Genomic DNA, 23,201 nt, shown 5'->3' with positions numbered 1-23,201 from the left:
TTGGGAGCGGCCCGGCGCTCGGCCCGCTGGGGCTCGGCCGCGTCACAGGGTCAGTGCGCCGCGGCGGCGACCTGGGCGTCGGGCTTCACGACGCGCAGCGCGGCCATGAAGTCGGCTTCGATCCGCTTCAGCGCCGCGGCGGTGTGGCCCTCGAAGCGCATCACCAGCACCGGCGTGGTGTTGCTGGAGCGGATCAGGCCGAAGCCGTCCTTGTAGTCGACCCGCAGGCCGTCGATCGTGCCGACCTCGCCCTTCGCGAAATGCGCGGCGAGGAAGGCCTTGTCGAGCAGCTTCTCGACGACTTGCCGCGGCTCGCCCTCGGCGCACGGCACGTTCAGCTCGGGCGTGCTGAAGCTGGTCGGCAGCGCGTTCAGCACCTTGCTCGGGTTCTTGCTGCGCGAGAGGATCTCCAGCAGCCGAGCCGCCGTGTAGGTCGCGTCGTCGAAGCCGTACCAGCGTTCGGCGAAGAAGATGTGGCCGCTCATCTCGCCGGCGATCGGCGCCTTGGTCTCGCGCAGCTTGGCCTTGACGAGCGAGTGGCCGGTCTTCCACATCAGCGGCTTGCCGCCGGCCTTGCGGATCAACGGCGCGAGCCGCTGCGTGCACTTGACGTCGAAGATGATGGTGCCGCCGGGCACGCGCTTCAGGATGTCGGTCGCGAACAGCATCAGCTGGCGATCGGGGTAGATGATCTGGCCGTCCTTCGTGACCACGCCGAGGCGGTCGCCGTCGCCGTCGAACGCGAGGCCCAGTTCGGCGTCGGTCTCGCGCACGGTGCGGATCAGGTCGGCCAGGTTCTCGGGCTTGCTCGGGTCCGGGTGGTGGTTCGGGAAATCGCCGTCGACCTCGGAGTACAGCTCGGTGACCTCGCAGCCGAGCGCGCGCAGGATGCCGGGCGCGGATGCGCCGGGGATGCCGTTGCCCGAGTCGACGACGATCTTCATCGGCCGCGCCAGCCGGCAGTCGCCGACGATGCGCGCGAGGTACTCGGCGCCGATGTCCATCGTCGCGGCGCGGCCGGCACCGCGCACGTAGTCCTCGGCCTCGATGCGGCGGCGCAGGTCCTGGATCTCGGCGCCGTAGATCGCCTTGCCGGCGAGCACCATCTTGAAGCCGTTGTAGTCCTTCGGGTTGTGGCTGCCGGTGACCATGATGCCGCTCTTGCAGCCACGCCGGCCGCGGGTCGCGGCCACGTAGTACAGCATCGGCGTCGTCACCGCGCCCAGGTCGACGACGTCGAGCCCGGTCGACTGCAGCCCCTTGATCAGCGCAGCGACCAGGCCGGGCCCGGAGAGCCGACCGTCGCGCCCGACTGCCACCGCGCGCTCGCCGGCCTTGACGGCCGCGCTGCCGAACGCCCGGCCGAGGTGCTCGGCGAAGGCGTTGTCGATACCGGCGCCGACGACGCCGCGGATGTCATAGGCTTTGAAACTGGAGGCGCTGACTTGCATGGGACAGGGAGACGTGGAAGGTGCGGCGATTGTAGGGACCGCCTCACCTTTGCCGCGCCCCGCCCTGCCGGTCAGTTGCTCTCGGCCAGCTGATCGAGGATCGCCGGATTCTCCAGGGTCGACGTGTCCTGCGTGATCGCCTCGCCCTTCGCGACCGAGCGCAGCAGGCGCCGCATGATCTTGCCGCTGCGGGTCTTCGGCAGGTTGTCGCCGAAGCGGATGTCCTTGGGCTTGGCGATCGGGCCGATCTCCTTGCCGACCCAGTCGCGCAACTGCTTCGCGATCGCCTTGGCCTCGTCGCCGGTCGGGCGCGAGCGCTTGAGCACGACGAAGGCGCAGATCGCCTCGCCGGTGGTGTCGTCCGGGCGGCCGACCACGGCCGCCTCGGCGACCAGGTCGGTGCACGAGACCAGCGCCGATTCGATCTCCATCGTGCCCATGCGGTGCCCGGAGACGTTCAGCACGTCGTCGATGCGGCCGGTGATCGTGAAGTAGCCGGTCTCGGCGTCGCGTATCGCGCCGTCGCCGGCGAGGTAGTACTTGCCCTTGAAATCTTCCGGGTAGTAGCTCTTCTTGAAGCGCTCCGGGTCGCCCCAGATCGTGCGGATCATGCTCGGCCACGGCTTCTTGACGACCAGAATGCCGGCGGTACCGTTCGGCACGTCGTGGCCGGTCTCGTCGACGATCGCCGCGGCGATGCCCGGGAACGGCAGCGTGCACGAGCCCGGCACCAGAGGCGTCGCGCCCGGCAGCGGCGTGATCATGTGGCCGCCCGTCTCGGTCTGCCAGAAGGTGTCGACGATCGGGCAGCGGCCGCCGCCGACATGCTTGTGATACCACTCCCACGCGGCCGGGTTGATCGGCTCGCCGACCGAGCCGAGGATGCGCAGGCTCTTCAGGTCGTAGCGGTCCGGGTGCACCGCGGCGTTGCCTTCGGCCGCCTTGATCAGCGAGCGGATCGCCGTCGGTGCGGTATAGAAGATCGTGACCTTGTGGTCCTGGATCATCTTCCAGAAGCGGCCGGCGTCAGGATACGTCGGCACGCTCTCGAACACGATCTCGGTGCCGCCGAGCGCCAGCGGGCCATAGGTGATGTAAGTGTGGCCGGTGACCCAGCCGATGTCGGCGGTGCACCAGAACACGTCGTTCGGCTTCAGGTCGAAGGTCCACTTGGTCGTCAGCGCCGCGTGCAGCAGGTAGCCGCCGGTCGAGTGCTGCACGCCCTTGGGCTTGCCGGTCGACCCCGAGGTGTAGAGCAGGAACAGCGGGTGCTCGGCGCCGACCCACTCCGGCTCGCAGGTGGCCGCCTGGTTCTTGACTTCGTCGTGCAGCCAGTGGTCGCGGGCATCGTTCCAGGCGATCTTGCCGCCGGTGCGCTGGTAGACGATCACGTCCTTGACCGTCTCGCAGCCGGGCATCGCGAGCGCCTCGTCGACGATCGCCTTGAGCGGCAGCTGCTTGCCGCCGCGCAGCTGCTCGTCGGCGGTGATCACCATCACGGCGCCGGTGTCGGCGATGCGGTCGCGCAGGCTCTGCGCCGAGAAGCCGCCGAAGATCACCGTGTGCGTCGCGCCGATGCGGGCGCAGGCCTGCATCGCGACCACGCCCTCGACCGACATGCCCAGGTAGATCGCGACCCGGTCGCCCTTCTTGACGCCGCGCTGCTTCAGCGCGTTGGCGAGGCGGCAGGTGCGTTCGAGCAGCTCGCGGTAGGTGACCCGCGTCACCTTGCCGTCGTCCGCCTCGAAGATCAGCGCGACCTTCTCGCCCAGCCCGGCCTCGACCTGGCGGTCCAGGCAGTTGTAGGAGGCATTCAGCGTGCCGTCCTCGAACCACTTGAAGAATGGGGCGTCGGCATCGTTCAACACCTTCGTGAACGGCGTCTTCCAGCTCAGCAGTTCGCGGGCCTGGCGGGCCCAGAAGGCCTCGTGGTCGGCGTCGGCCTCGGCGACCAGCGCCCGGTAGGCGTCCATGCCGGACACGTAGGCGTCCTTCATCGCCGCGGCGGAGGGGGTGTAGACGGGGGTCTCGGATGCGCTCATCGTTCTGTCTCCAAGGTGTAGGGGTGTTCCCCAGACTGCTTTGCCGCGCAGCGTAGGGCGTTGCTCTTACGAAGGGCTTACTCCGAGCGCCGCGGGGCCACATCTACAATTTCGCGCAGTATCTCTCAGCCGTCTTCCCGACGAACCCGCATGGCCCAAGCCCCCGATCCCCTCCGCCCCAACCATGCCGTGAAGCTGCGCCCGCTGCCGGCGTTCATCTTCATGAGCCGCTGGCTGCAGCTGCCGCTGTACCTGGGGCTGATCCTGGCGCAGTGCGTCTACGTGTTCCATTTCCTCGTCGAGCTGACGCACCTCGTGGAAGCGGCATTCGGCAGCCAGGCCGCGCTGACGGCGCTGGTCGAGGGCATGGGCTACGTGTTTCCGGACGGTCAGTCCGCGAAGCTGACCGAGACCGTGATCATGCTGGCCGTCCTCGCGCTGGTCGACGTCGTGATGATCTCGAACCTGCTGATCATGGTGATCGTCGGCGGCTACGAGACCTTCGTCAGCCGCATGGAACTCGAAGGCCACCCCGACGAACCCGAGTGGTTGAGCCACGTCAATGCCTCGGTGCTGAAGGTCAAGCTCGGCACCGCGATCATCGGCATCAGCTCGATCCACCTGTTGAAGAGCTTCATCAGCGCCGCCAGCATGAAGCCCGAGGTGCTGATGTGGCAGACCATCATCCACCTCGCGTTCCTGCTGTCGGCGATCGCGATCGCCTACACCGACAAGCTGCTCAACGCGTCGGCGCCGGCCGCGCACTGACGGCCGAGGCGAGCGCGGCCTCGACCGCCCGGGTCAGCTCGTCGATGTCGAGCGGTTTCGGCAGGTAGCGCTCGAAGCCCGCCGACAGGCCCTTCTCGATGTCCGCCGGCATCGCGTTGGCGCTGACCGCGACGACCGGGATCGCCCGCGTGGCGTCTTGCAGGCGCAGGCGCCGCAGCACCTCGAACCCGTCCATCTCGGGCAGCTGGATGTCCAGCAACACGAGGTCGAGGTTCTCCTCGGCGGCGAGCCGCAGCCCGATCGACGGCAATGCCGCCGTGATCAGCTGCAGGCCGGGGATGCGCGCGAGCATGGCTTCCATCAGCAGCACGTTGACCGGGTTGTCCTCGATGTAGAGCGCCTTGCGTGCGAGGCCCGCCGCGTCGGCAAGCACCGGCGGGCGCGGCGCCTCGGCGGCGCGCACCGCCGCCACCCGCGCGGCCGCGGCGCGCGGCAGCCGGATCCAGAACTGGCTGCCCTGCCCGGGATCGCTGCGCAGCCCGATCTCGCCGTGCATCGACTTCATGAAGTGGCGGCTCAGCACCAGCCCGAGCCCGGCGCCCTCCACGCTGGTGCTGCCCGCCTCGAGGCGCTCGAAGGCCTGGAACAGGCGTGCCTGCTGCATCGGGTCGAGCCCGGGGCCGTCGTCACGGACCTCGATGCGGACCCTCCCGTCCTCGCCCTCGCCCTCGTCTTCGTCGTCGCAGCGCAGACCGACCGTGCCGCCCTGCCGGTTGTACTTGATCGCGTTCGACAACAGGTTCAGCAGCACCTGCTTCAGGCGCGTGCGGTCCGCCTGGACCCAGGCCTCGCATGCCGAGCCCTGCGGCGCCTGCAGCGCGATGCCGGCCTGCTGGGCCAGCGGGCGCAGCAGCGTCAGGCACTCCTGCAGCACCTCGCCGAGCTGGACCGGCTCGAGCGAGATGCGCAGCTTGCCGGTCTCGATCTGCGCCAGGTCGAGCACCTCGTTGATCAAGTCCAGCAGGTGGCGACCACCGCGCAGGATCTGGCGCGCGTACTCGCGATGGGTGGTGCCGAGCGGCTGCTGGTCGTCGGCGAGCAGCAGCTGGCCGAAACCGAGGATCGCGTTCATCGGTGTGCGCAACTCGTGCGACATGCTCGACAGGAACTGCGACTTGGCATGGTTGGCGCGCTCGGCCTCCTCCTTGGCGGCGGTCAGCGCCTGCTCGGCCCGCTTGCGGGCGCTGATGTCGACACCGAAGACATACGTGTTGCGGCCGCCTGCGGGATCCTGCATCCCGATCGCGTAGGTGATCTGCAGCCAGCTATGGGGGCGGACGGCGGTGGCCGGGTACTCGGATTCGGTGGTCAGCAAGGTGCCCGGCGCCGCGGGCGCGATGCGCGCATGCAGGCGCTCGAAACCTTCATCGCCGAGAATCTCCCGCACCGCGTGGCCGACGACCTGGTCGCGCGGACGGTCGACCAGGGCCGCCATCCGTTCGTTCGCGTAGGTGCAGACGAACTCGGCGTTCATCACCGCGATCGAGCCCGGGAACGCACCGAGCAGTTCCCGCAGTTCGGCTTCGTTGTTGCGCAGTGCGCGCTGCGCTTCGACATGGGCGGTCACGTCGGCATAGGTGCGCACCATGCCGCCGTCGGCCAGGTGGCGGGTGCGGACCTCGATCAGCAGGCCGCGCCGGGTGCGCCGCACGTAGGTCTCGGGCGCGTGCTTGCGGCCGCCCGGGATGTAGCGGCGCTCGCCCTCGGCGTCGATGTAGCTCGCGTCAGCGGCGAGGTCGCCGCGCGCGATCTGGTGACGCACCACCTCGTCGTACGGCGTGCCGGCCACCATGATCTCGGCCGGCAGGTCCAGCAGCTCGAGCGCGCGCCGGTTGTGCACCCGCAAGCGCCCCTCCGGGTCGAGGCTGACGATGCCCTGGGCCATGCTGTCCAGCGTGTTCTGAAGCGTGTCGCGCGCCGTCTGCAGGGACCGCTGGGCCAGCTTGCGCGCCGTGATGTCCTGGACGACGCCGCCGACGCCGACGATCACGCCGCCGGCGTCCCGCTGCGCGTGGCCGGTGAGCCGCACCCAGTGGGACTGGCCATCGGCGGCCGTCAGCGGGTGCTCCTGGTCGAACGGCTCGCCCGTCGCCGCGACCGCCGCCAACGCCGCGCGGATCCGGGCCTGCGGCTGCGGCTCGTAGAGCGCGAGGCAGCGTTCCAGCGAGGCCGGCAGTGCCGGCTCGAGGCCGTGGATGCGGTCGAACTGCGCCGTCAGGCGCAGCGTCTGCGCCGGCAGTTCGAGCTCCCAGCCGCCGATGCCGGCGGAGGCGCCGGTGCGCTCCAGCAACTGCTCGCTGAACCGCAGCGCTTCGGCCTGCCCCTCGGCAGCCAGGCGCAGGGCCTCGAAATTGCGGACGACGCGGTACGCGCGCCCCGAGGTCAGGCTGAGGAACACCACCGCGCCGAGCATCGTGACGGCCAGCAGCCAGTAGGTCGGGTCGTCTCGCAGGAACAGCCGCAGGCACATCGGCGCGCTGATCGGCACCGCGAACAGCAAGGCGGCCGACAGGTCGAACGAGGTCACGGCGAAGCTGCTGAGCATGACCCCGGTCGCCACCATCATGATGATCGCGAGGTGCAGCACATCGGAGGGCGCCAGCGGCATCAGGCCGCACAGTCCCCAGGCCAGGCCGTGGGCGAGGAAGCCGGCGCGCATCAGGTTCAGCGACGCACGGTTGCGCACCGGATCGTCGCCGGCCGGGGGCAGGCTGCGGACCATCGCGTAGCGGCCGATGAACACCGCCAGCAGCAACGCCAGCCAGCCGAACAGCAGCCGGCTGGGCGCGGCGCCGTGCAGCATCGCGGCCAGCAGCAGTGCGGCACCGAACGACCCGACATGCGCCCGCGCCAGGTTGGCGCGGTGCATCACCACCTTGCGCATCAGCAACGCGCGTTCCAGCACGGCGCCGTCGACGGAGGGAACGACGGGATCGGCCGGGAAGTTCATGACCATTCGGTATCGACAGGGCGGGCCGGTTCTTGAGCGGGGCGCGTCAGTGGCGGGCGCCTCCGCGCAGCAGCAGCAACACCCCGAGCACGCCGGCGATCAGTGAGCCGCCGAGCACGCCCAGCTTGACCTGGGTCTCGTAGGCGGCGTCCTGACCGACGAACGCGAGTCCGCCGATGAACAGGCTCATCGTGAAGCCGATGCCGCACAGCACGCAGACACCGAAGAACTGCCGTGTCGTCGACTCGGCCGGCAGCGCCGCGCCGGTGAGCCGCATCAACAGCCATGAAGCGCCGAACACGCCGACCGCCTTGCCCAGCACCAGGCCGAGCGCGATGCCGAGCGGGATGCCCTGCGCCAGGGTGGCCAGCGAGACGCCCTGCAGGTTCACGCCGGCGTTCGCGAACGCGAACATCGGCAGCACGACGAAGGCGACCCACGGGTGCAGCGCGTGCTCGGCGGTCTCGAGCGGCGAGCCGCCCTGCGGATCGCGCAGCGGGATCGCCATCGCGGTGACGACGCCGGCCAGCGTCGCGTGGATGCCGGACTTGAGCACGCAGACCCAGATCACCAGCCCGATCACGACATAGGGGCCGATGTGCATCACCCTCGCGCGGTTCAGCAGCACCAGCAGCACGATGCCGCCGCCGGCCGCCGCCAGCATCGGCAGCGAGAGCTGCGCGGTGTAGAACGCGGCGATCACAACGATCGCGCCGAGGTCGTCGATGATCGCGACCGCCGTCAGGAAGACCTTCAGCGAGGCCGGCACACGCGAGCCGAGCAGCATCAGGATGCCGAGGGCGAACGCGATGTCGGTGGCGGTCGGGATCGCCCAGCCGCGCAGCGCGACCGGGTCGGCGTGGTTCAGCGCGACGTAGATCAGCGCCGGCACGATCATCCCGCCAAGCGCCGCGACAGCCGGCAGCGAGGCCTGCTTGACCGACGCCAGCTCGCCGGCGAGCACCTCGCGCTTGATCTCCAGGCCGACGACGAAGAAGAACACCGCCATCCACAAGTCGTTCACCCACAGCAGCAGCGGCTTGGCCAGCACCAGCCAGTCGTTGGCGATGCGGACCTCGCCGCGCAGGCCGATGAACTCGCGGTAAAGCGGGCCGAGCGGCGAATTGCTGACGATCAGGGCGACCACCGCGGCGAGCGCGAGGACGATGCCGCCGGCCGACTCGGAGGCGATGAAGCGCCGGATGCTGCTGATCACGTGAGCGTCCTCGGTTCAGTAAACTTGAGGGGCATTGTCAACGAGCCCACCCCCATGACCACCACGATCCGCTATGCCGACCTCGTCGAGAGCGTCGCCGGCGCGCTGCAGTACATCAGCTACTACCACCCGGCCGACTACATCGCCCACCTCGCGCGCGCCTACGAGGCCGAGCAGAGCCCGGCGGCGAAGGACGCGATCGCGCAGATCCTGACGAACTCGAAGATGTGCGCCGAGGGCCGCCGCCCGATCTGCCAGGACACCGGCATCGTCAACGTGTTCCTGAAGATCGGCATGGACGTGCGCTTCGAGGGTTTCCCGGCCGGCATCGAGGAGGCCGTGAACGACGGCGTGCGCCAGGGCTACCTGAACCCCGACAACGTGCTGCGCGCGAGCATCGTGGCCGACCCGCACTTCGAGCGCAAGAACACCAAGGACAACACGCCCGCGGTGATCCACATGACGCTGGTGCCGGGCAACACGGTGGACGTGCAGGTCGCCGCCAAGGGCGGCGGCAGCGAGAACAAGAGCAAGTTCGTGATGATGAACCCGAGCGACTCGCTGGTCGACTGGGTCATGAAGACGGTGCCGACGATGGGTGCCGGCTGGTGCCCGCCGGGCATGCTGGGCATCGGCATCGGCGGCACCGCCGAGCGCGCGATGCTGATGGCCAAGCAGAGCCTGATGGAAGACATCGACATGTACGAGCTGAAGGCTCGCGGCCCGCAGAACAAGCTCGAGGAACTGCGCATCGAGCTGTGCGACAAGATCAACGCGCTGGGCATCGGCGCGCAGGGCCTGGGCGGGCTGACGACGGTGCTCGACGTGAAGATCGCGACCTACCCGACCCACGCCGCGAGCAAGCCGGTCGCGATGATCCCGAACTGCGCCGCCACGCGCCACGCCCATTTCGTGCTGGACGGCTCGGGTGCGGCCTACCTGACGCCGCCGAGCCTGGACCTGTGGCCCGACGTGAAGTGGGCACCCGACTACAACCGGTCCAAGAAGGTCGACCTGAACACGCTGACGAAAGAGCAGGTCGCCGCGTGGAAGCCGGGCGACACGCTGCTGCTCAGCGGCAAGATGCTGACCGGCCGCGACGCCGCGCACAAGCGCATCCAGGACATGCTCGCCAAGGGCGAGAAGCTGCCGGTGGACTTCACGAACCGGGTGATCTATTACGTCGGCCCGGTCGATCCGGTGCGCGACGAGGTCGTCGGCCCGGCCGGCCCGACCACGGCGACGCGGATGGACAAGTTCACCGAGATGATGCTGGCGCAGACCGGACTGATCGGGATGATCGGCAAGGCCGAGCGCGGGCCGGCCGGCATCGAGGCGATCAAGAAGCACCAGAGCGCGTACCTGATGGCGGTGGGCGGCGCGGCCTATCTCGTCTCGAAGGCCATCCAGCATGCCGAGGTCGTCGGCTTCGCCGACCTGGGCATGGAAGCGATCTACGAGTTCGACGTCACGGACATGCCGGTCACCGTCGCGGTCGATTCCAACGGCGTCTCGGTGCACGAGACCGGGCCGAAGGAATGGGAAGCCAGGATCCGCTCGAGCATCGGCAAGATCCCGGTCGCGGTGGCCTGAGCGCTCGAACACGGCCATGCTGATCGAGCCGGCCGCGGCGGACGACGCCCGCGCGATCGCGCAGATCCACGTCGACGCGTGGCGCGCGGCGTATGTCGGCATCATGCCCGACGACCATCTCGCGTCGCTCTCGGTCGACGAGCGCGAGGCGATGTGGCGCGAGGCGATCGCGGCGGGGCAGCCGGAACTGCTGGTCGCGCGCCGCGAGGCTCGCGTGATCGGCTGGGTCTCGTTCGGTGCGGCACGCGACAAGGGCGCAGCGGCTGACATCGGCGAGCTGTGGGCGATCTACCTCGACCCGCCCCACGTCTCGACCGGCGCAGGCCGGGCGTTGTGGCTGGCTGCGCGCACGCGTCTCGCCGAGCGGGGGTTCAAGTCGGTGATCCTGTGGGTGCTCGCCGGCAACGCGCGGGCGATGCGCTTCTACGAACGGGCGGGGTTCGCTGTCGAGCCCGCGTCTTCGCAGCGCTTCACTCTCGGCGGACGCGAGATCGAGGAACTGCGTTACGCGACCGTCATTTGACGGTCGGCACACGATGCCGCCTGGGGCGCTCGGCTCGCTCCGCGACCCCCAACGATCTCAAGGCTGCTTGCCGATCTCCGTCAGCAGCCGCGTCACCAGATAGAGCCGCGGCACGATCGAGTCGAGTTCGATGTATTCGTCACGGGCGTGGTAGCCGAAGCCGGCGAGGCCGAAGCTCTCGACGACGGTGGCCTTGCCGGAGCGTCGCGCGAACGCGGCGTCGGTCCCGCCGCCCGTCATCGGCACGAGGCCGAGCTCGCGGTCCATTTCCCTGTAGATGGCCTGCGCGCGCTCGGCCAGCGCGCGGCCCGGTGCGCCGGCGACGAACGCCGGGCGCCCCACTTCGAGCTTCGCGGTCGTCACGGTGTCGGGCACCAGCTTGCTGCTCGCGAGCTTGGCCTGCAGCGCCGCGTTGAGCTTCTCCTCGGCGCCCGGCACGGTGATCCGCACGTCGCCCTTCGCGACCGCGAGTTCGGGAATCTGGTTGGTCGCCTTGTTCGAGACCACGTTGGTCCAGTTCAGCGTCGCGCCCGGGATGTCCTTCGCGATGTCGCGGGTCTGCAGCATCTGGTGCGAGATCTCGATGATCGCGTTGCGGCCCATGTCGGGGGCGGCACCCGCATGCGCGGCCCGGCCCTTGACCTCCAGCGTGACCGCGGCGATGCCGGCCGCACCCAGCAGCAGCGACTCGCCCTTCGCGACCGCCTTCGCCGCGGTCGGCTCGAACGACAGCACCACGTCGGCCTGGTCCGCGGTGGCCGAGATGAACTCGCCCGATCCGCGCGAGCCGATCTCCTCGTCGGGGTTGAACAGCACGGTCAGCGTGGCGTAGTCCTTCCAGCCCGCGTCCTTCAGGATCTGCAGCGCATGCAGGATGACCGCGATGCCGCCCTTGTCGTCGGCGATGCCGGGGCCGTAGAGCTTGTTGCCGTCCTGCTTGTACGGCTGGCTCTGCAGGATGCCCTTCTCGTACACGGTGTCCATGTGGGCCTGCAGCACGATCCTGCGCTTGCCGCTGCCGGTGAGCGTGCCCACCACGATGTCGGCGCCGACGCCGGGCGTGGCCTTGCGACGTTCGGTCTTGAAGCCGAGCGCCTTCAGGCGGTCGTCGAGCAGCGTGGCGATCTTCGCGAGGCCGTCGACGTCGCTGCTGCCGCTCTCGATCATCACCAGGCTCTTCAGGGTGTCGACGACGGCCGGCTGGGCGGCGGTGGCGGCAGCCATGACTTTCGCGTCCGGTGCAGCGCGGACCGGGGCGTGCCCCAGGGCGAGCGCCGCGGCCATGGCGAGTAGCGAGCGTTTGATCATCGGGAACTCCACGAAACGTCAGGTCAGGCACTCGCGGCGCGCTGTCGCGCACGCGGCTTGGCGGCAGGTTTGACGGCAGGCTTGGCCGCGGTCTTCGGCGCTGCCTTGGCGGCCGGCTTGGCCGTCGCGCGCGTCTTGCGCGCCGGCGCCCGCGCCCGCTTGGCCGGCTCCGATTCTGCGGCTGGCGCCGTGGCGACTTCTGCCACCTCGGCGACAGCGGCAACCGGCTCCAGCGCCTCGATCTCCCGCAGCCCGACCTTCAACAGCTCGATCAGCTCGTGCGCCTCGGCCTGCGACAGCACGCGGCGGCAGGCGGTGATGCCGAACTCCATCGTGCCGGCGTAGCTCTGCACCGTGATGTTCAGTGCCGCCGCGTGGTACGGGATCGAGACCGGGTAGAAGTGCAGCATCTTCGCGCCGGCCATGTAGAGCTCCATCGGCAGGCCCGGCACGTTGGAGATCGTGACGTTGCCCATCGCCGGCAGCCGGTTCGCCAGGCCCGAGCGGCCGAACAGCGAGGCCAGCCCGGTCATCAGCCACGGCGAGCCGGTGATCGGCACGTCGGTCCCGAGCACCGGTTTCAACGTGCTGACCACGGCCTTCGCGTCTTCCGACGACGCGTGGATCGCCTTGAAGCGCGCCGCCGGATCGGCCAGGTCGGTCGCCAGGTCGACGCGGATCATCGAGACCTGGTTGTTCATCGAGCTGTCGTCGGCGCTGCGCAGGCTGACGGGCACCGAGGCGATCAGCGACTTGGCCGGCAGCAGGTCGCGCTCGAGCAGGAACTGCCGCAGCGCGCTCGCGCACATCGCCATCACCACCGTGTTGACGGTGCCGCCGACGCGCTTGCCCAGGGCCTTCATCTCGCCCAGCGGCAGCGACATCGTCGCGTACGAACGCTGGTTGGTGATCGACGCGTTGAAGATCGTCTTCGGCGCCATGCCGAGGCGCAGGCTGCGGGCGCCGGGCGCGGTCTTGCGTGACGCGACGATCTTCGCGCCGGCACCGATCGCCCGCGCGGCCTTCGGCAGCATCTTCGCGGCCTTCAAGTACTGTTTGGCGGTGTTGGAAACGGCGGCCTGCAGCAGTTCAGCCACGCCGAGCTGGTAGTTCGCCGTGGCGCGGGTGTGGCGCGGTGGCTTGACCTCGCGCACCGCCGGCGACATGTCGTAGAACACCTTCGCCAGTTCGACGCCGGCCTTGCCGTCGATACCGCTGTGGTGGGCCTTGGTGTAGTAGGCGATCTGGCCATTGCCCAGCCCCTCGATCACATAGACCTCCCACAGCGGGCGGCTGCGGTCGAGCAGCGTGGCGTGCAATCGGGCGATGAGCTGTTCGAGCTGCGCCATCGAGCCGGGCTTGCGCAGGGTGACGCTGCGCACGTGGTAGTCGAGGTCGACGTCGTCGTCCTCGATCCAGACCGGATCGGTCAGCTCGAACGGCATCTGCGCGAGCTTGCGGTGGAAGATGCTGCACAGGTGGAAGCGCGCGGCGATCATCGCCTTCACGTCCTCAAAGTAGTCGCCCTCGTAGCCGGCCGGCAGCTCGAACAGCATCAGGCTGCCGACGTGCATCGGCGTCTCGGGCGTCTCGAGGTGGAGGAAGGAAGCGTCGACGCTGCTGAGGTGGTCCATGGTTCGTCCTGTCAAGAAATCTGCGGCTTCGCGGTATGCGCGGTGTGTGCGGCGATCGCGTCGATGAGGCGCGGCCACAGCGAGATCGGCAGCGCGTGGCCCATCCCGGGCACGATGTCGATCCGCGCGCCCGGCACTGCGGCGGCCACGTCCTGCCCGTGCGCCAGCGGCACCAGCGGGTCGGCGTCGCCGTGGATCACGAGCGTGGGGGTGCGCACGCCGGCGAGCGCCGCGCGCCGGCTGCCCGACGCGATGATCGCGGCCAGCTGGCGCGCGACGCCGGGCGGATTCAGGCCGCGGTCGAACGCGGCCTTCGCGCGCTCTTCGTCACGCGCCTCGTCGAGCGGGAAGCTGCCGGCGCGCAGCAGGTTCCAGGTCTTGAGGTAGCGCGCGAGGTAGCCCGGGTAGTCGAGAGGCGTCGGCGTCAGCAGCGCCTGCATCGCCTCGGGCGTCGGCGGCGGCAGCGCGGGGTGTCCGCTGGTCGCCATGATCGAGGTCAGCGTGCGCAGCCGCTGCGGGTGCTCGATCGCCATCGTCTGCGCGATCGCACCGCCCATCGAGACGCCGACGACATGCGCAGCGTCGATCGCCAGCGCGTCGAGCAGCCCGATGGCATCGGCCGCCATGTCGGTCAGCCGATACGGCACCGTGACGGGCTGGCCGAGCAGCGCCGCGTGGAGCAGCTGCCCGATGTCCGGCACGCCGGCCTCGTTGAACTTCGTGGACAGGCCGACGTCGCGGTTGTCGAAGCGCACGACCCAGCGCCCGCGGCCGGCCAGCTCGGCACAGAACGCGTCGTCCCAGCCGATCATCTGCACCCCCAACCCCATGATCAGCAGCACCGGCGGATGCGCGCGATCGCCGAAGGTGTCGAACGTCAGATCGATGCCGTTGGCACGGATGGAGCGGGCGGCTGAAGGCATGGCGCGGAACGGGAACGGGGCGACCCGTCAGGCTACGCGCTCGCCCGCGTCGCCGGGCGTAGTGGAAACACGCAGATGCACCGTGGTAGAACCCGCATGCCCCCTACCTGCCGATTTCATGCCTCAAGAACGCGCCGCGCCGCGCTTCCTTCGCGACCGAGGCCAGCACACCCGCCTGTTTGAAGTCGCGAAACGACGAACCGCAGCCGAAGCTGCGGTCGCCGAAACAGGGAACCCGTCGGGTCAGCGGGCCGTGCCGCGTCGCACGAGGTTCACGATCGCCAGCAGGATCACCGCGCCGAGCAGCGAGACGCCGAGACTGGCGAGACTGAAGTCGTTCTGATTGATCGTCCCGGTGCCGAACATCGGCGCCAGAAGGAACCCGCCGAGCAAGGCCCCGATCACGCCGACGACGACGTTCAGGATGACCCCTTGCTGCGCATCGGTGCGCATCAGCATGCTCGCGACCCAGCCGATCAAACCCCCTACTACCAGCCAAATGATGATGTTCATGGTTGCTCCGTTTTTGAACGACCGCCCGATTGCCGGTCGAAGCAAAGAGTACGCAGCGCACCCGGGGCGCGAAGCCGGCCATTCGGCCGAACGCGGGTCGGCGCAGTCCTACCCGGACGACGGTCGCGCCGAGCGGCCCGGCGAACCGTCGCGGATCAGGCGAGCATGTGCCAGGACAGGCTGTAGACGCCGACCAGCAGCGCGCTGACGGCCACGTTCGCGAACACATGCCGGGCGCCGCGATCCGGCCGGACGCCGGCGCGGGCCGCGACGCAACCCCATTCGATGACCAGCAGCAGCGCGCCCGCGTCGAAGGCCTGCAGCCCTGCGCCGAAGCGGAACGCGAGCCCCACGGCCAGCACCCACAGGCCGACCGCCAGCACGCTGACGGCGGTGAATTCGTTCCAGGTCGGCCTGCGCAGCTCGATGCCGAACAGAGTCAGGTGGGCCGCGGTGTCGGTGCTGGTCTTCATGACGACGATTCTGGGCGCCGCGTGGGCGTCCCGATGGCGCGAACAGCGGCGCGATCCGCGCGCTTTTCCGGTCGCTCCGGGATCGTTCAGCCCCGTGGGTGATGCTGGGCGTGCAGCGCCTTCAGGCGCTCGCGTGCGACATGGGTGTAGATGGTCGTGGTCGAGATGTCGGCATGGCCGAGCAGCAGCTGCACCGCCCGAAGGTCGGCGCCGTGGTTCAGCAGGTGGGTCGCGAAGGCATGGCGCAGCGTGTGCGGCGACAGCGGCACCTGAACGCCGGCCTGGCGCGCGTGCGCCTTGACGAGCTTCCAAAACATCTGCCGCGTCATCGGGCCGCCGCGGCCGGTGACGAACAGCGCGTCGCTGGCCTGCCCCTTCAGGATCGCGGCGCGGCCTTCGGCCAGGTAGCGTGTCAGCCAGGAATGCGCCTCCTCGCCGAACGGCACCAGCCGCTCCTTGGTGCCCTTGCCGGTGACGCGCAGCGCGCCATCGGACAGGCTCAGGTGCACGCTCTTGAGCGTCACGATCTCGCTGACGCGCAGCCCGCTCGCGTACATCAGCTCGAGCATCGTGCGGTCGCGCAGGCCGAGTGGCGTGTCGACGTCGGGCGCGCGCAGAAGTGATTCGACCTGGGCCTCGCTGAGCGTCTTGGGCACGCGCAGCGGCTGCTTGGCGCTGGCCAGCCGCAGCGTCGGGTCGGCGGTCAGGCGGTGCTCGCGCAAGGCCCAGCGAAAGTAGCGCTTGAAGACCGTCAGCCGCCGGTTGCCGGTCGAGGCGCGGCTGGTGGCGTGGCGCGCGACCGCGTAGCCGAGCAGCTCGGCTTCGCCGGTCGCATCGATCGCGCAATCGTGCTCGGCGGCGAGCCAGTCGGCGTAGAGGGTCAGGTCGCGGCGGTACGCGGCGACGGTGTTCTGCGAGAGACCGTCCTCGATCCAGAGCGCATCGACGAAGCGCTCGATCGAGGCCCGGCTCTCTTCCTTCGGGCTCAATCCAGCGTCAGCTTCTGCAGCGCGACGACCTTCTTGTAGACCTCGTACTCGGCCGCGATCTGGGCCGCGAACTCGCTCGGCGAATTCGCGACGACCAGCGAGCCGGTCTCCTCGATCCGCTTTTTCACGGCCGGATCTTCCAGTGTCTTCTTGACCGCGCCGCTGACCTTGTCGACGACCTCCTTGGACAGGCCCTTGGGCCCGTAGATGCCGTAGAAGGCCATGCGGTTGACCGGCTCCAGCCCGACCTCCTTGAAGGTCGGCACGTTCGGCAGCACGGCCAGGCGCTGCGGCGCGGCGACGACGATCGCGATCAGGCGGCCGTCCTTGATGAAGGGCAGCGCCGACGGCAGGTTGTCGAAGATCATCGGCACCTGACCGGCGACGGTGTCGTTCAACGCCGGGCCCGCGCCGCGGTACGGGATGTGCGTGACGAAGGTGCCCGAGAGGTTCTTGAACAGCTCCATCTGCAGGTGGCCGATGCCGCCGGTGCCCGAACTGGCGAAGCTGTACTTGCCCGGGTTCTTCTTCAGCTCCGCGAGGAAGCCCTTGTAGTCGCGCGCCGGGAAGCTCGGGTGCACGGCGATCACGTTCGGCGTGGCGGCGACGTTGATGATCGGCGTGAAGTCGGTCAGCGGGTTGTACGGGATCTTCGGGTTGATGGCCGGGTTCGCGGCCGTGGTCGAGACCGTGGCCATGCCGAGCGAGTAGCCATCGGGTGGCGATTTGGCGGTCTCGGTGGCGCCGACCGAGCCGCCGCCGCCGGCCTTGTTCTCGACGATCAAGGTCTGCCCGAGCGGGCCGCTGATCTTCTCGGAGAGCACCCGGGCGACGATGTCGGTGGTGCCGCCCGGCGCGAACGGCACGACCAGCTTGACCGGCTTGTTCGGATAGGCCTGCGCCCACGCGCCGGTGCTGGCGACGAGCCAGGCGGCGGCGCCGGCGGCGATGAGGAATCTGCGTTGCATCGGGTGGATCTCCGGTGATGAACTGATGAATGGCGGCGAGTTTAGGGCCAGCGCGCGCCACCCGGCAGAGCGATCACCCTGCCCCGCGTCGGGGGTGCGGCACACTCGGCGCATGACCCACGCGTGGCTGCTGCTTCCCGACTTCCTCTTGATCGCGCTGGGTGCCGTGCTGTGCCGCCGGACCGCGCTGGACCGCAGCGTCTGGGACGCAGCCGAACGCCTCGTCTACTACCTGCTCTTCCCGGTGCTGCTGTTCGGGTCGATCCTGAAAAGCCCGTTGCAGCCGGGGCAGACGATCGGGCTGGTCACCGCCTGCGTCAGCGTCACGCTCGTCGGCATCGCGCTGGCGCTGTCGATCGGCCGCTGGCCCGGGGTCGATCCGCGGCGTCATGCCTCGGGCGCGCAGACCGCGTACCGCTTCAACTCGTTCATCGCGCTCGCGCTGGCCGAGCGCCTGGGCGGCCCGCCCGGCCTGGCCGCGATGGCTCTGTGCATCGCGCTGTGCGTGCCGCTGGCCAACGTCGCGGCGGTCTGGCCGCTCGCGCGCCATGGCGGGCACGCGTACGGGCGCGAGCTGCTGCGCAACCCGCTGATCCTCAGCACGCTCGCCGGGCTGGCGGCAAACCTCGCCGGCCTGAGCCTGCCCGACGCGGTCTCGACCACCTTGCAGCGCATCGGCTCGGCCGCCCTGCCGCTCGGCCTGATGGCCACCGGCGCCGGGCTGCGGGTCGGCGGCCTGAAGAGCGCGCCCGGGCTGGCCGCCGCGCTGATGACGGTGCGGCACGCGGTGCTGCCGGCACTGGCGATCGGTCTGACCGCCGCGCTGGCGCTGAGCGGTCCGCAGCGGCTGATCGTCGTGCTGTTCGCGGCGCTGCCGACGTCGTCGACCAGCTACGTGCTGGCGTCACGCATGGGCGGCGACGGCGGCTATGTGGCCGGGCTGGTCACGCTGTCCACGCTGCTGGGCATGGTCAGCGTGCCGTTCTGGCTCGCCTTGATCAGAACTGCGTCTTGAACTGGAGGCCCAGGGTGCGCGGGTCGTTGATGAAGCCGGTCAGGTTGTTGAAGTCGATGCCGCCAGTCGCGACCACCTTGTTGGTGATGTTGCGGGCGAACGCGGCGACCTCGTACTTGCCGTCGTTCCACAGGTAGCCGATGCGCAGGCCGCCCTCGGTGTAGGCCTTGCCGGTGAACTCGACCGACTCGTACAGGAAGAAGTTGACCTTGCTGCGGTAGCTCCAGTCGGTGTAGACGAACCACTCGCCGCCGCTGGCCGTCGGGATCGCGTAGCGGCCGGTGACCGTGGCGATCCACTTCGGCGCGTTCGGCAGCGCGTTGCCGTCGATGAAGAAGCTGCCGGCACCGTTCGACGGGTTCGTCACCGTGCAGCCGCCACCGCAGCCGGCCACGACCAGGTTTGGGTCCTTGATCTTGGTGGCGTTGTAGCTGGCGCTGGCCGTGAGCAGCAGGTTCGGCGTCGCGTAGGCATCGAGGTTCAGTTCGAAGCCCTGGCCGGTCGCCTTCTTCGCGACCTTCAGCGTGTTGCTGTTGCCGCCGCCGCCGACCTCGGTCAGCTGCAGGTTCTTGACGTCGTAGTGGAAGACGTTGAACGAGACCCGGGCACGCTTGTCGAACAGGTCGGACTTGATGCCGGCCTCGTACGAGACCGTGTCCTCCTGGCCGGCGATCGACTGCGGGCCGAACAACCCGGCCGGCTGCACGCTGGAGCCGCGGTAGCCAGTGGCGATGCGGGCGTAGACGTTGGTCGCCGGGCTGAGCTTGTACAGCACGCTGATGTCGCCGCTCGGCTTGGAGTCGCTCAGCTCGGCGCTGGTGCCGTTGACCTGGCTGCCGAGCGGAATGGCCGCGGCGTTGCTCACCAGTTCCTTCTTGTCCTTCGTGTAGCGCAGGCCGGCGCGCATGCTCAGCGCCGGGGTCAGGTCGTACTTGAGCGAGCCGAAGGCGGCCCACGAGGTGCTCTTCTGCGTGTCGGTCAGCAGGCTGGTCTGCGCGCCGCCGCCGAGGCTGTTGTAGCCGTAGCTGTCGGAGATGAACTTCTCGTTGAAGTAATAAACGCCCGCCTGCCAGTTGAGCGGCGCGGCATAGCGCGACTCGACGCGGAACTCCTGCGTCACCTGGCGGTGCCCGTGCAACGCGCCCGCCGTCTCGCTCGGGAACGGGATGAACCCCGGCCCCGACGGCGGGGCGAACGAGGCGCCGTAGCCGCCATCGATGTCGCCGCGGCTGTAGGTGTGCACGCTCTCGATCCCGGTGATCGAGTTCAGCGCGTAGTCGCCGAAGATCCAGCGCAGCCGGGCGCTGCCGCCGTAGCTGGTGATGCGCTGCTCGTTGCGGCCGTCGGTCGAGAACTCGTTCGGCTCGAAGCCGTCGACCAGGTCATTCGTGCCCTTCTTGATGATGTTGGCGCGGAACACCCGCGCGCTGCCGTCCAGGCTGCGGCCGTGGGCGTTGAACAGCGCGCTGAAGTCGCTGCCCGGCTTGTAGAGCAGCTGGATGCGCGCGGCGCGATCGTCGTAGCCCTCGGTCCGGCGGGTCGGGCCCGGCGCATGGGTGTTGTTGACCCAGTCGTCGCGGTGCTGGTAGAGCATCGAGACGCGCGCCGCCCAGGCCGAGCCGAACGCGAAGCTCTTGGCCGCCTCGACGTTGGCGGTGCCGAAGGTGCCGTACGACAGGCTGCCGTAGCCGTCGACCGCGCCGATCTCGGGCGCGACCGAATCGAGCTTGACCACGCCGCCCGGGGTGTTGCGGCCGAACAGGCTGCCCTGCGGGCCGGCCAGCACCTCGACGCGCGACAGGTCGAAGATCGGGAAGCCCTTCAGCAGCGGGCTTTCGAGAACGACGTCGTCATAGACCAGCGAGACCGGCTGCGAGGCGTTCGCGCGGAAGTCGGGGTTGCCGTAGCCGCGGATGTAGAAGCGCGGGAAGGCCCGGCCGAACGAGGATTCGATGTTCAGGCTCGGCACCCGACCCGACAGCAGCCGGATGTCCTGGCCGCCGGAGGTCAGCACGTCGAGCTTCTCGCCGGACAGCGTGGAGACCGAGCTCGGCACGTCCTTGATGTTCTCGGTGCGGCGCTCGGCCGTCACCGTCACGGTCTGCAGCACGCCGGCCGCGCTCGCGGGCGACGCGGGCGGGCTGACGGCCTGGGCCAGCGCGGCGGGCACGGCCAGCATCAGCGATGAAGCGGTCAGGCCGGCGTGGCAAAGCTGGCGACGTGAGGGGCGGCGACGGGCGCGGTGGACCATGGGATCTCCACTGAAAGTTGTTCAAGAAACGTAGCAAGCGATGTGCCACGCGTGAACGAGTGTGAAGATTCCAGTCGGCGCCGACGCTTCAGGAAAACCCGCGAAACGGCGGATCGTCGCGTTGCCGCTGAATCCAGTTGCTGGCGGGATAGCGGGCGCCGCCGCCGACCGCATGCAAGGTGTACGCGTGGCGCGACTGGGCCGAGCGGTTCGCCTCCGACAGGTGCGGGAACGCGCCGTCGAAGATCACCAGCGACCCGCGCGGCACCTCGATCCATTCGAGCGCCCCCATGTCCCACCGCGGCGCCGGCTGCAGCGCCTCGAGCGCGAGCCGGCCGTCGGCGTCGCGCCGGAACAGTTCCTTCAGCCCGCGCCGGTGCTGGCCGGCCAGGCCGCCCAGGCAGCCGTTGCCGCGGTGCGCGTCGTCGATCGCGAACCAGAAGCCGACCACGGTCTCGGGCTCGGTGTGCAGGTAGGTCGCGTCCTGGTGGCAATTCACCTCGCCGCCGATGCCGGGCGGCTTGAAGATGTACATCGACTGCACCAGTTTCGGGTCCGCCAGGCCGATCGCCTCGGCCACGGCCTGCAGGCGCGGGCCGCGCGAGAAGGCGTCGAACACCGGATCCAGGTCGTGCATCGCGTGGCCGAGCTTGTTGACCGCGTGGTCGAGCGGCACCTGCAGCCGGCCGTCCGCGTCGAACGCGCCCTCTTCGTAGAACACGCCGATGCGGCTGGCCGAGGCCTCGAAGTACGCGTCCTTCGCATGGCGCTGGTCGCGAGTCGAGAACACCGTGCCGGGCGCGTGCGGCGCGTGTTCGGCGACCAGCTGACGGGCCCGCGCGCGCAGCGCCTCGCAGCGCTCGGTGGGCATGAAGCCCTCGATCACCAGCACGCCGTCGCGCGCATAGGCGGCACGCGCCTCGTCGCTCAGGCCGGTGGCGTCGTCGAAGGTGCAGCGGTGGATCATGGTGAAGGCCGTTCCTGGGGTGCCGGCGCCTGGGCGAGCGCCCAGGCGATGTGCTCGCGCACCAGCGTACTGCAAGTGTCGCGCCGGCCCTCGAGCGCCTGGCGCACTGCCGGGTCGCCACGCGCACCCAACGCGTTGCCGAGCGCCACGGCCAGGTTGCGCTGCCAGCGCTCGAAGCCGATGCGGCGGATCGCGCTGCCCTCGGTGCGGCGCAGGAACTCGGCCTCGTCCCAGGCCCAGAGCTGCAGCAAGGTGCCGTGGCCGACTGCCTCGCGCACGTCGAAATCCGGCAGCGCGCTGCGCTGCGCGAACTTGTTCCACGGGCAGGCGAGCTGGCAGTCGTCGCAGCCGTAGATGCGGTTGCCGATCGCGGCCCGGAACTCGACCGGAATCGGCCCTGGTTCCTCGATCGTCAGGTACGAGATGCAGCGCCGCGCATCGAGCCGGTACGGCGCGACGATCGCCGCGGTCGGGCAGGCGTCGAGGCAGGCGGTGCAGGTGCCGCAGTGCGGCTCGGCCGGCGCGGTCAGCGGCAGCGGCAGGTCGACGTAGATCTCGCCGAGGAAGAACATCGAGCCCGCCTCGCGGTCCAGCACCAGCGTGTGCTTGCCGCGCCAGCCGATGCCGCTGCGGGCCGCGAGCTCCACCTCGAGCACCGGCGCCGAATCGGTGAACACGCGGTGACCGAACGGGCCGACCAGCGCGGCCGCGTGATCAGCCAGTTGCTGCAGCCGCGCGCGCAGCACCTTGTGGTAGTCCCGGCCACGGGCGTAGATCGACAGCGCAGCCTGTTCGGGATCGGCCAGGCGCCGCCATTCGACGGCCTGCCAGCCGTCGGCCAGCTCGCGCGGCAGGTAGTCCATGCGCGCGGTGATCACGCGCACGGTGCCCGGCACCAACTCGACCGGGCGGGCGCGCTTCAGGCCGTGGACCGCCATGTAACTCATTGAACCGTGGAAGCCGTTGTCGAGCCACCGCAACAGACCCGGCTCCGCGTCGGACAAGTCCACATCGGCGACGCCGATCTGTGAAAATCCGAGCGATGCAGCGTGCTCGCGCAGCTGCGCGAGCAGTGCGTGAAGCGCTTCCGAATCCCACCGACGAGTGCCCGACATTTGCCGATTCTAGAAACCCGCACGCAACACTGGCCCGACGAGGCCGCCTGCGCTGCCTCGGCCGAGGCCTTGGCGCGCCACGCCGGGCTCGCCGATGCCTTCGTCGAACTGCACGGCCCGCTCGGCGCCGGCAAGACGACCTTCGTGCGCCACCTGCTGCATGCGCTCGGCGTCGAGGGCCGCGTCAAGAGCCCGACCTACACCGTGCTCGAGCCGTACGAGGTGATGCGCGACGGCGCGTCGGTGGCGGCCTCGCACTTCGACTTCTACCGCTTCGACGACCCGCAGGAGTGGGAGGACGCCGGTTTCCGCGACGTGTTCGCCGCCCCCGGACTGAAGCTCGCCGAATGGCCCGAGAAGGCCGAGGGCCTGTTGCCCGAGGCCGACCTGCAGATCCACATCGACCCGCTGTCGGGCGACGAGCGCCGCGCCCGCTTCGATGCCCGCACGCCGCTCGGCGTGAGCCTTCTGCCGTGAGCAC

19 protein-coding genes are annotated in these 23,201 nt (G+C 69.5%); 5 read left to right on the top strand and 14 right to left on the bottom strand.

Annotation, left to right across the window (positions count from 1 at the left end; all coding sequences use genetic code 11):
- Nucleotides 1–50: 50 nt before the first annotated feature.
- A complete protein-coding gene (locus ASC76_RS15570) occupies nt 51–1,451 on the bottom strand; it encodes a phosphomannomutase/phosphoglucomutase (protein ID WP_056468178.1) in 1,401 nt (466 codons plus the stop codon).
- A 71-nt stretch (nt 1,452–1,522) separates the two neighbouring features.
- Nucleotides 1,523–3,493: an acetate--CoA ligase gene (acs, locus tag ASC76_RS15565; protein ID WP_056468176.1), complete on the bottom strand. Its 1,971-nt coding sequence runs from the start codon at nt 3,491–3,493 to the stop codon at nt 1,523–1,525.
- Between the two features lie 150 nt (nt 3,494–3,643).
- Between acs and ASC76_RS15560 the strand changes: the two genes are divergently transcribed.
- Nucleotides 3,644–4,261 (top strand): TIGR00645 family protein, encoded by a 618-nt coding sequence (locus tag ASC76_RS15560; protein ID WP_056468173.1) that lies wholly within the window; start codon nt 3,644–3,646, stop codon nt 4,259–4,261.
- On the opposite strand, the gene ASC76_RS15555 is transcribed toward ASC76_RS15560, so the two are convergent.
- Both ASC76_RS15555 and nhaA read right to left on the bottom strand, forming a co-directional pair.
- A complete protein-coding gene (locus tag ASC76_RS15555) occupies nt 4,233–7,232 on the bottom strand; it encodes a PAS-domain containing protein (RefSeq protein WP_162247130.1) in 3,000 nt (999 codons plus the stop codon). The two genes, ASC76_RS15560 and ASC76_RS15555, sit on opposite strands and share 29 nt — an antisense overlap.
- A gap of 46 nt (nt 7,233–7,278) precedes the next feature.
- Entirely contained in the window at nt 7,279–8,448 is a 1,170-nt protein-coding gene (nhaA, locus tag ASC76_RS15550; protein WP_056468167.1) for a Na+/H+ antiporter NhaA, read from the bottom strand.
- A gap of 54 nt (nt 8,449–8,502) precedes the next feature.
- On the opposite strand from nhaA, the gene ASC76_RS15545 reads away from it, so the two are divergent.
- A complete protein-coding gene (locus ASC76_RS15545) occupies nt 8,503–10,041 on the top strand; it encodes a fumarate hydratase (protein ID WP_056468163.1) in 1,539 nt (512 codons plus the stop codon).
- A 16-nt stretch (nt 10,042–10,057) separates the two neighbouring features.
- Nucleotides 10,058–10,564: a GNAT family N-acetyltransferase gene (locus ASC76_RS15540; RefSeq protein WP_056468160.1), complete on the top strand. Its 507-nt coding sequence runs from the start codon at nt 10,058–10,060 to the stop codon at nt 10,562–10,564.
- Between the two features lie 57 nt (nt 10,565–10,621).
- Here ASC76_RS15540 and ASC76_RS15535 read toward each other — a convergent pair whose 3' ends face one another.
- From ASC76_RS15535 to ASC76_RS15505, 7 genes are all read right to left on the bottom strand, one after another.
- Complete coding sequence (locus ASC76_RS15535; RefSeq protein WP_056468156.1) at nt 10,622–11,872, bottom strand: glutamate carboxypeptidase; 1,251 nt, start codon at nt 11,870–11,872, stop codon at nt 10,622–10,624.
- Nucleotides 11,873–11,895: 23 nt separating this feature from the next.
- The gene (locus ASC76_RS15530; RefSeq protein WP_082549215.1) at nt 11,896–13,506 is read right to left on the bottom strand and encodes a wax ester/triacylglycerol synthase family O-acyltransferase; all 1,611 of its coding nucleotides are present in this window, start codon (nt 13,504–13,506) and stop codon (nt 11,896–11,898) included.
- 11 nt (nt 13,507–13,517) lie between these two features.
- On the bottom strand, nt 13,518–14,429 hold the full coding sequence (locus tag ASC76_RS15525) for an alpha/beta fold hydrolase (protein WP_056468153.1): 912 nt from the start codon (nt 14,427–14,429) through the stop codon (nt 13,518–13,520).
- 243 nt (nt 14,430–14,672) lie between these two features.
- Nucleotides 14,673–14,942, bottom strand: a complete 270-nt coding sequence (locus ASC76_RS15520; protein WP_056468150.1) for a GlsB/YeaQ/YmgE family stress response membrane protein — start codon at nt 14,940–14,942, stop codon at nt 14,673–14,675.
- A 155-nt stretch (nt 14,943–15,097) separates the two neighbouring features.
- Nucleotides 15,098–15,415, bottom strand: a complete 318-nt coding sequence (locus ASC76_RS15515; protein WP_056468147.1) for a hypothetical protein — start codon at nt 15,413–15,415, stop codon at nt 15,098–15,100.
- A gap of 86 nt (nt 15,416–15,501) precedes the next feature.
- Nucleotides 15,502–16,404 (bottom strand): site-specific tyrosine recombinase XerD, encoded by a 903-nt coding sequence (gene xerD, locus ASC76_RS15510; RefSeq protein ID WP_056468144.1) that lies wholly within the window; start codon nt 16,402–16,404, stop codon nt 15,502–15,504.
- Complete coding sequence (locus ASC76_RS15505) at nt 16,401–17,372, bottom strand: tripartite tricarboxylate transporter substrate binding protein BugE (protein WP_056468141.1); 972 nt, start codon at nt 17,370–17,372, stop codon at nt 16,401–16,403. The genes xerD and ASC76_RS15505 overlap by 4 nt, the downstream gene beginning before the upstream one ends.
- Nucleotides 17,373–17,484: 112 nt before the next feature.
- Here ASC76_RS15505 and ASC76_RS15500 point away from each other — a divergent pair, with 112 nt between their 5' ends.
- A complete protein-coding gene (locus tag ASC76_RS15500) occupies nt 17,485–18,387 on the top strand; it encodes an AEC family transporter (RefSeq protein WP_056468138.1) in 903 nt (300 codons plus the stop codon).
- Here the strand turns inward: ASC76_RS15500 and ASC76_RS15495 are convergent.
- The 3 genes from ASC76_RS15495 to queG form a co-directional block, all read right to left on the bottom strand.
- Nucleotides 18,371–20,638: a TonB-dependent receptor gene (locus ASC76_RS15495; protein ID WP_082549214.1), complete on the bottom strand. Its 2,268-nt coding sequence runs from the start codon at nt 20,636–20,638 to the stop codon at nt 18,371–18,373. The genes ASC76_RS15500 and ASC76_RS15495 overlap by 17 nt on opposite strands.
- Nucleotides 20,639–20,726: 88 nt before the next feature.
- A complete protein-coding gene (locus tag ASC76_RS15490; RefSeq protein ID WP_056468131.1) occupies nt 20,727–21,605 on the bottom strand; it encodes a phytanoyl-CoA dioxygenase family protein in 879 nt (292 codons plus the stop codon).
- The gene (gene queG / locus ASC76_RS15485) at nt 21,602–22,720 is read right to left on the bottom strand and encodes a tRNA epoxyqueuosine(34) reductase QueG (protein ID WP_056468129.1); all 1,119 of its coding nucleotides are present in this window, start codon (nt 22,718–22,720) and stop codon (nt 21,602–21,604) included. Before queG ends, ASC76_RS15490 begins: the two co-directional genes overlap by 4 nt.
- Between queG and tsaE the strand changes: the two genes are divergently transcribed.
- Nucleotides 22,721–23,197 (top strand): tRNA (adenosine(37)-N6)-threonylcarbamoyltransferase complex ATPase subunit type 1 TsaE, encoded by a 477-nt coding sequence (gene tsaE / locus ASC76_RS15480; RefSeq protein ID WP_235580481.1) that lies wholly within the window; start codon nt 22,721–22,723, stop codon nt 23,195–23,197.
- The last annotated feature ends 4 nt before the right edge of the window (nt 23,198–23,201 follow it).

It is taken from the genome of Rhizobacter sp. Root404 (assembly GCF_001425865.1).
GTDB lineage: Bacteria > Pseudomonadota > Gammaproteobacteria > Burkholderiales > Burkholderiaceae_C > LMDS01.
This window is presented reverse-complemented; position numbering and strand designations above follow the sequence as displayed.

Excerpts from the sequence above, each read along its gene's own strand:
- ASC76_RS15560 (WP_056468173.1), top strand. The coding sequence starts at position 3,644 with ATGGCCCAAGCCCCCGATCCCCTCCGCCCCAACCATGCCGTGAAGCTG.
- ASC76_RS15555 (WP_162247130.1), bottom strand. The coding sequence starts at position 7,232 with ATGAACTTCCCGGCCGATCCCGTCGTTCCCTCCGTCGACGGCGCCGTG.
- queG (WP_056468129.1), bottom strand. The coding sequence starts at position 22,720 with ATGTCGGGCACTCGTCGGTGGGATTCGGAAGCGCTTCACGCACTGCTC.
- ASC76_RS15535 (WP_056468156.1), bottom strand. The coding sequence starts at position 11,872 with ATGATCAAACGCTCGCTACTCGCCATGGCCGCGGCGCTCGCCCTGGGG.
- ASC76_RS15490 (WP_056468131.1), bottom strand. The coding sequence starts at position 21,605 with ATGATCCACCGCTGCACCTTCGACGACGCCACCGGCCTGAGCGACGAG.
- ASC76_RS15530 (WP_082549215.1), bottom strand. The coding sequence starts at position 13,506 with ATGGACCACCTCAGCAGCGTCGACGCTTCCTTCCTCCACCTCGAGACG.
- ASC76_RS15540 (WP_056468160.1), top strand. The coding sequence starts at position 10,058 with ATGCTGATCGAGCCGGCCGCGGCGGACGACGCCCGCGCGATCGCGCAG.
- ASC76_RS15495 (WP_082549214.1), bottom strand. The coding sequence starts at position 20,638 with ATGGTCCACCGCGCCCGTCGCCGCCCCTCACGTCGCCAGCTTTGCCAC.
- acs (WP_056468176.1), bottom strand. The coding sequence starts at position 3,493 with ATGAGCGCATCCGAGACCCCCGTCTACACCCCCTCCGCCGCGGCGATG.
- ASC76_RS15515 (WP_056468147.1), bottom strand. The coding sequence starts at position 15,415 with ATGAAGACCAGCACCGACACCGCGGCCCACCTGACTCTGTTCGGCATC.
- ASC76_RS15570 (WP_056468178.1), bottom strand. The coding sequence starts at position 1,451 with ATGCAAGTCAGCGCCTCCAGTTTCAAAGCCTATGACATCCGCGGCGTC.
- ASC76_RS15505 (WP_056468141.1), bottom strand. The coding sequence starts at position 17,372 with ATGCAACGCAGATTCCTCATCGCCGCCGGCGCCGCCGCCTGGCTCGTC.
- ASC76_RS15525 (WP_056468153.1), bottom strand. The coding sequence starts at position 14,429 with ATGCCTTCAGCCGCCCGCTCCATCCGTGCCAACGGCATCGATCTGACG.
- ASC76_RS15520 (WP_056468150.1), bottom strand. The coding sequence starts at position 14,942 with ATGAACATCATCATTTGGCTGGTAGTAGGGGGTTTGATCGGCTGGGTC.
- ASC76_RS15545 (WP_056468163.1), top strand. The coding sequence starts at position 8,503 with ATGACCACCACGATCCGCTATGCCGACCTCGTCGAGAGCGTCGCCGGC.
- ASC76_RS15500 (WP_056468138.1), top strand. The coding sequence starts at position 17,485 with ATGACCCACGCGTGGCTGCTGCTTCCCGACTTCCTCTTGATCGCGCTG.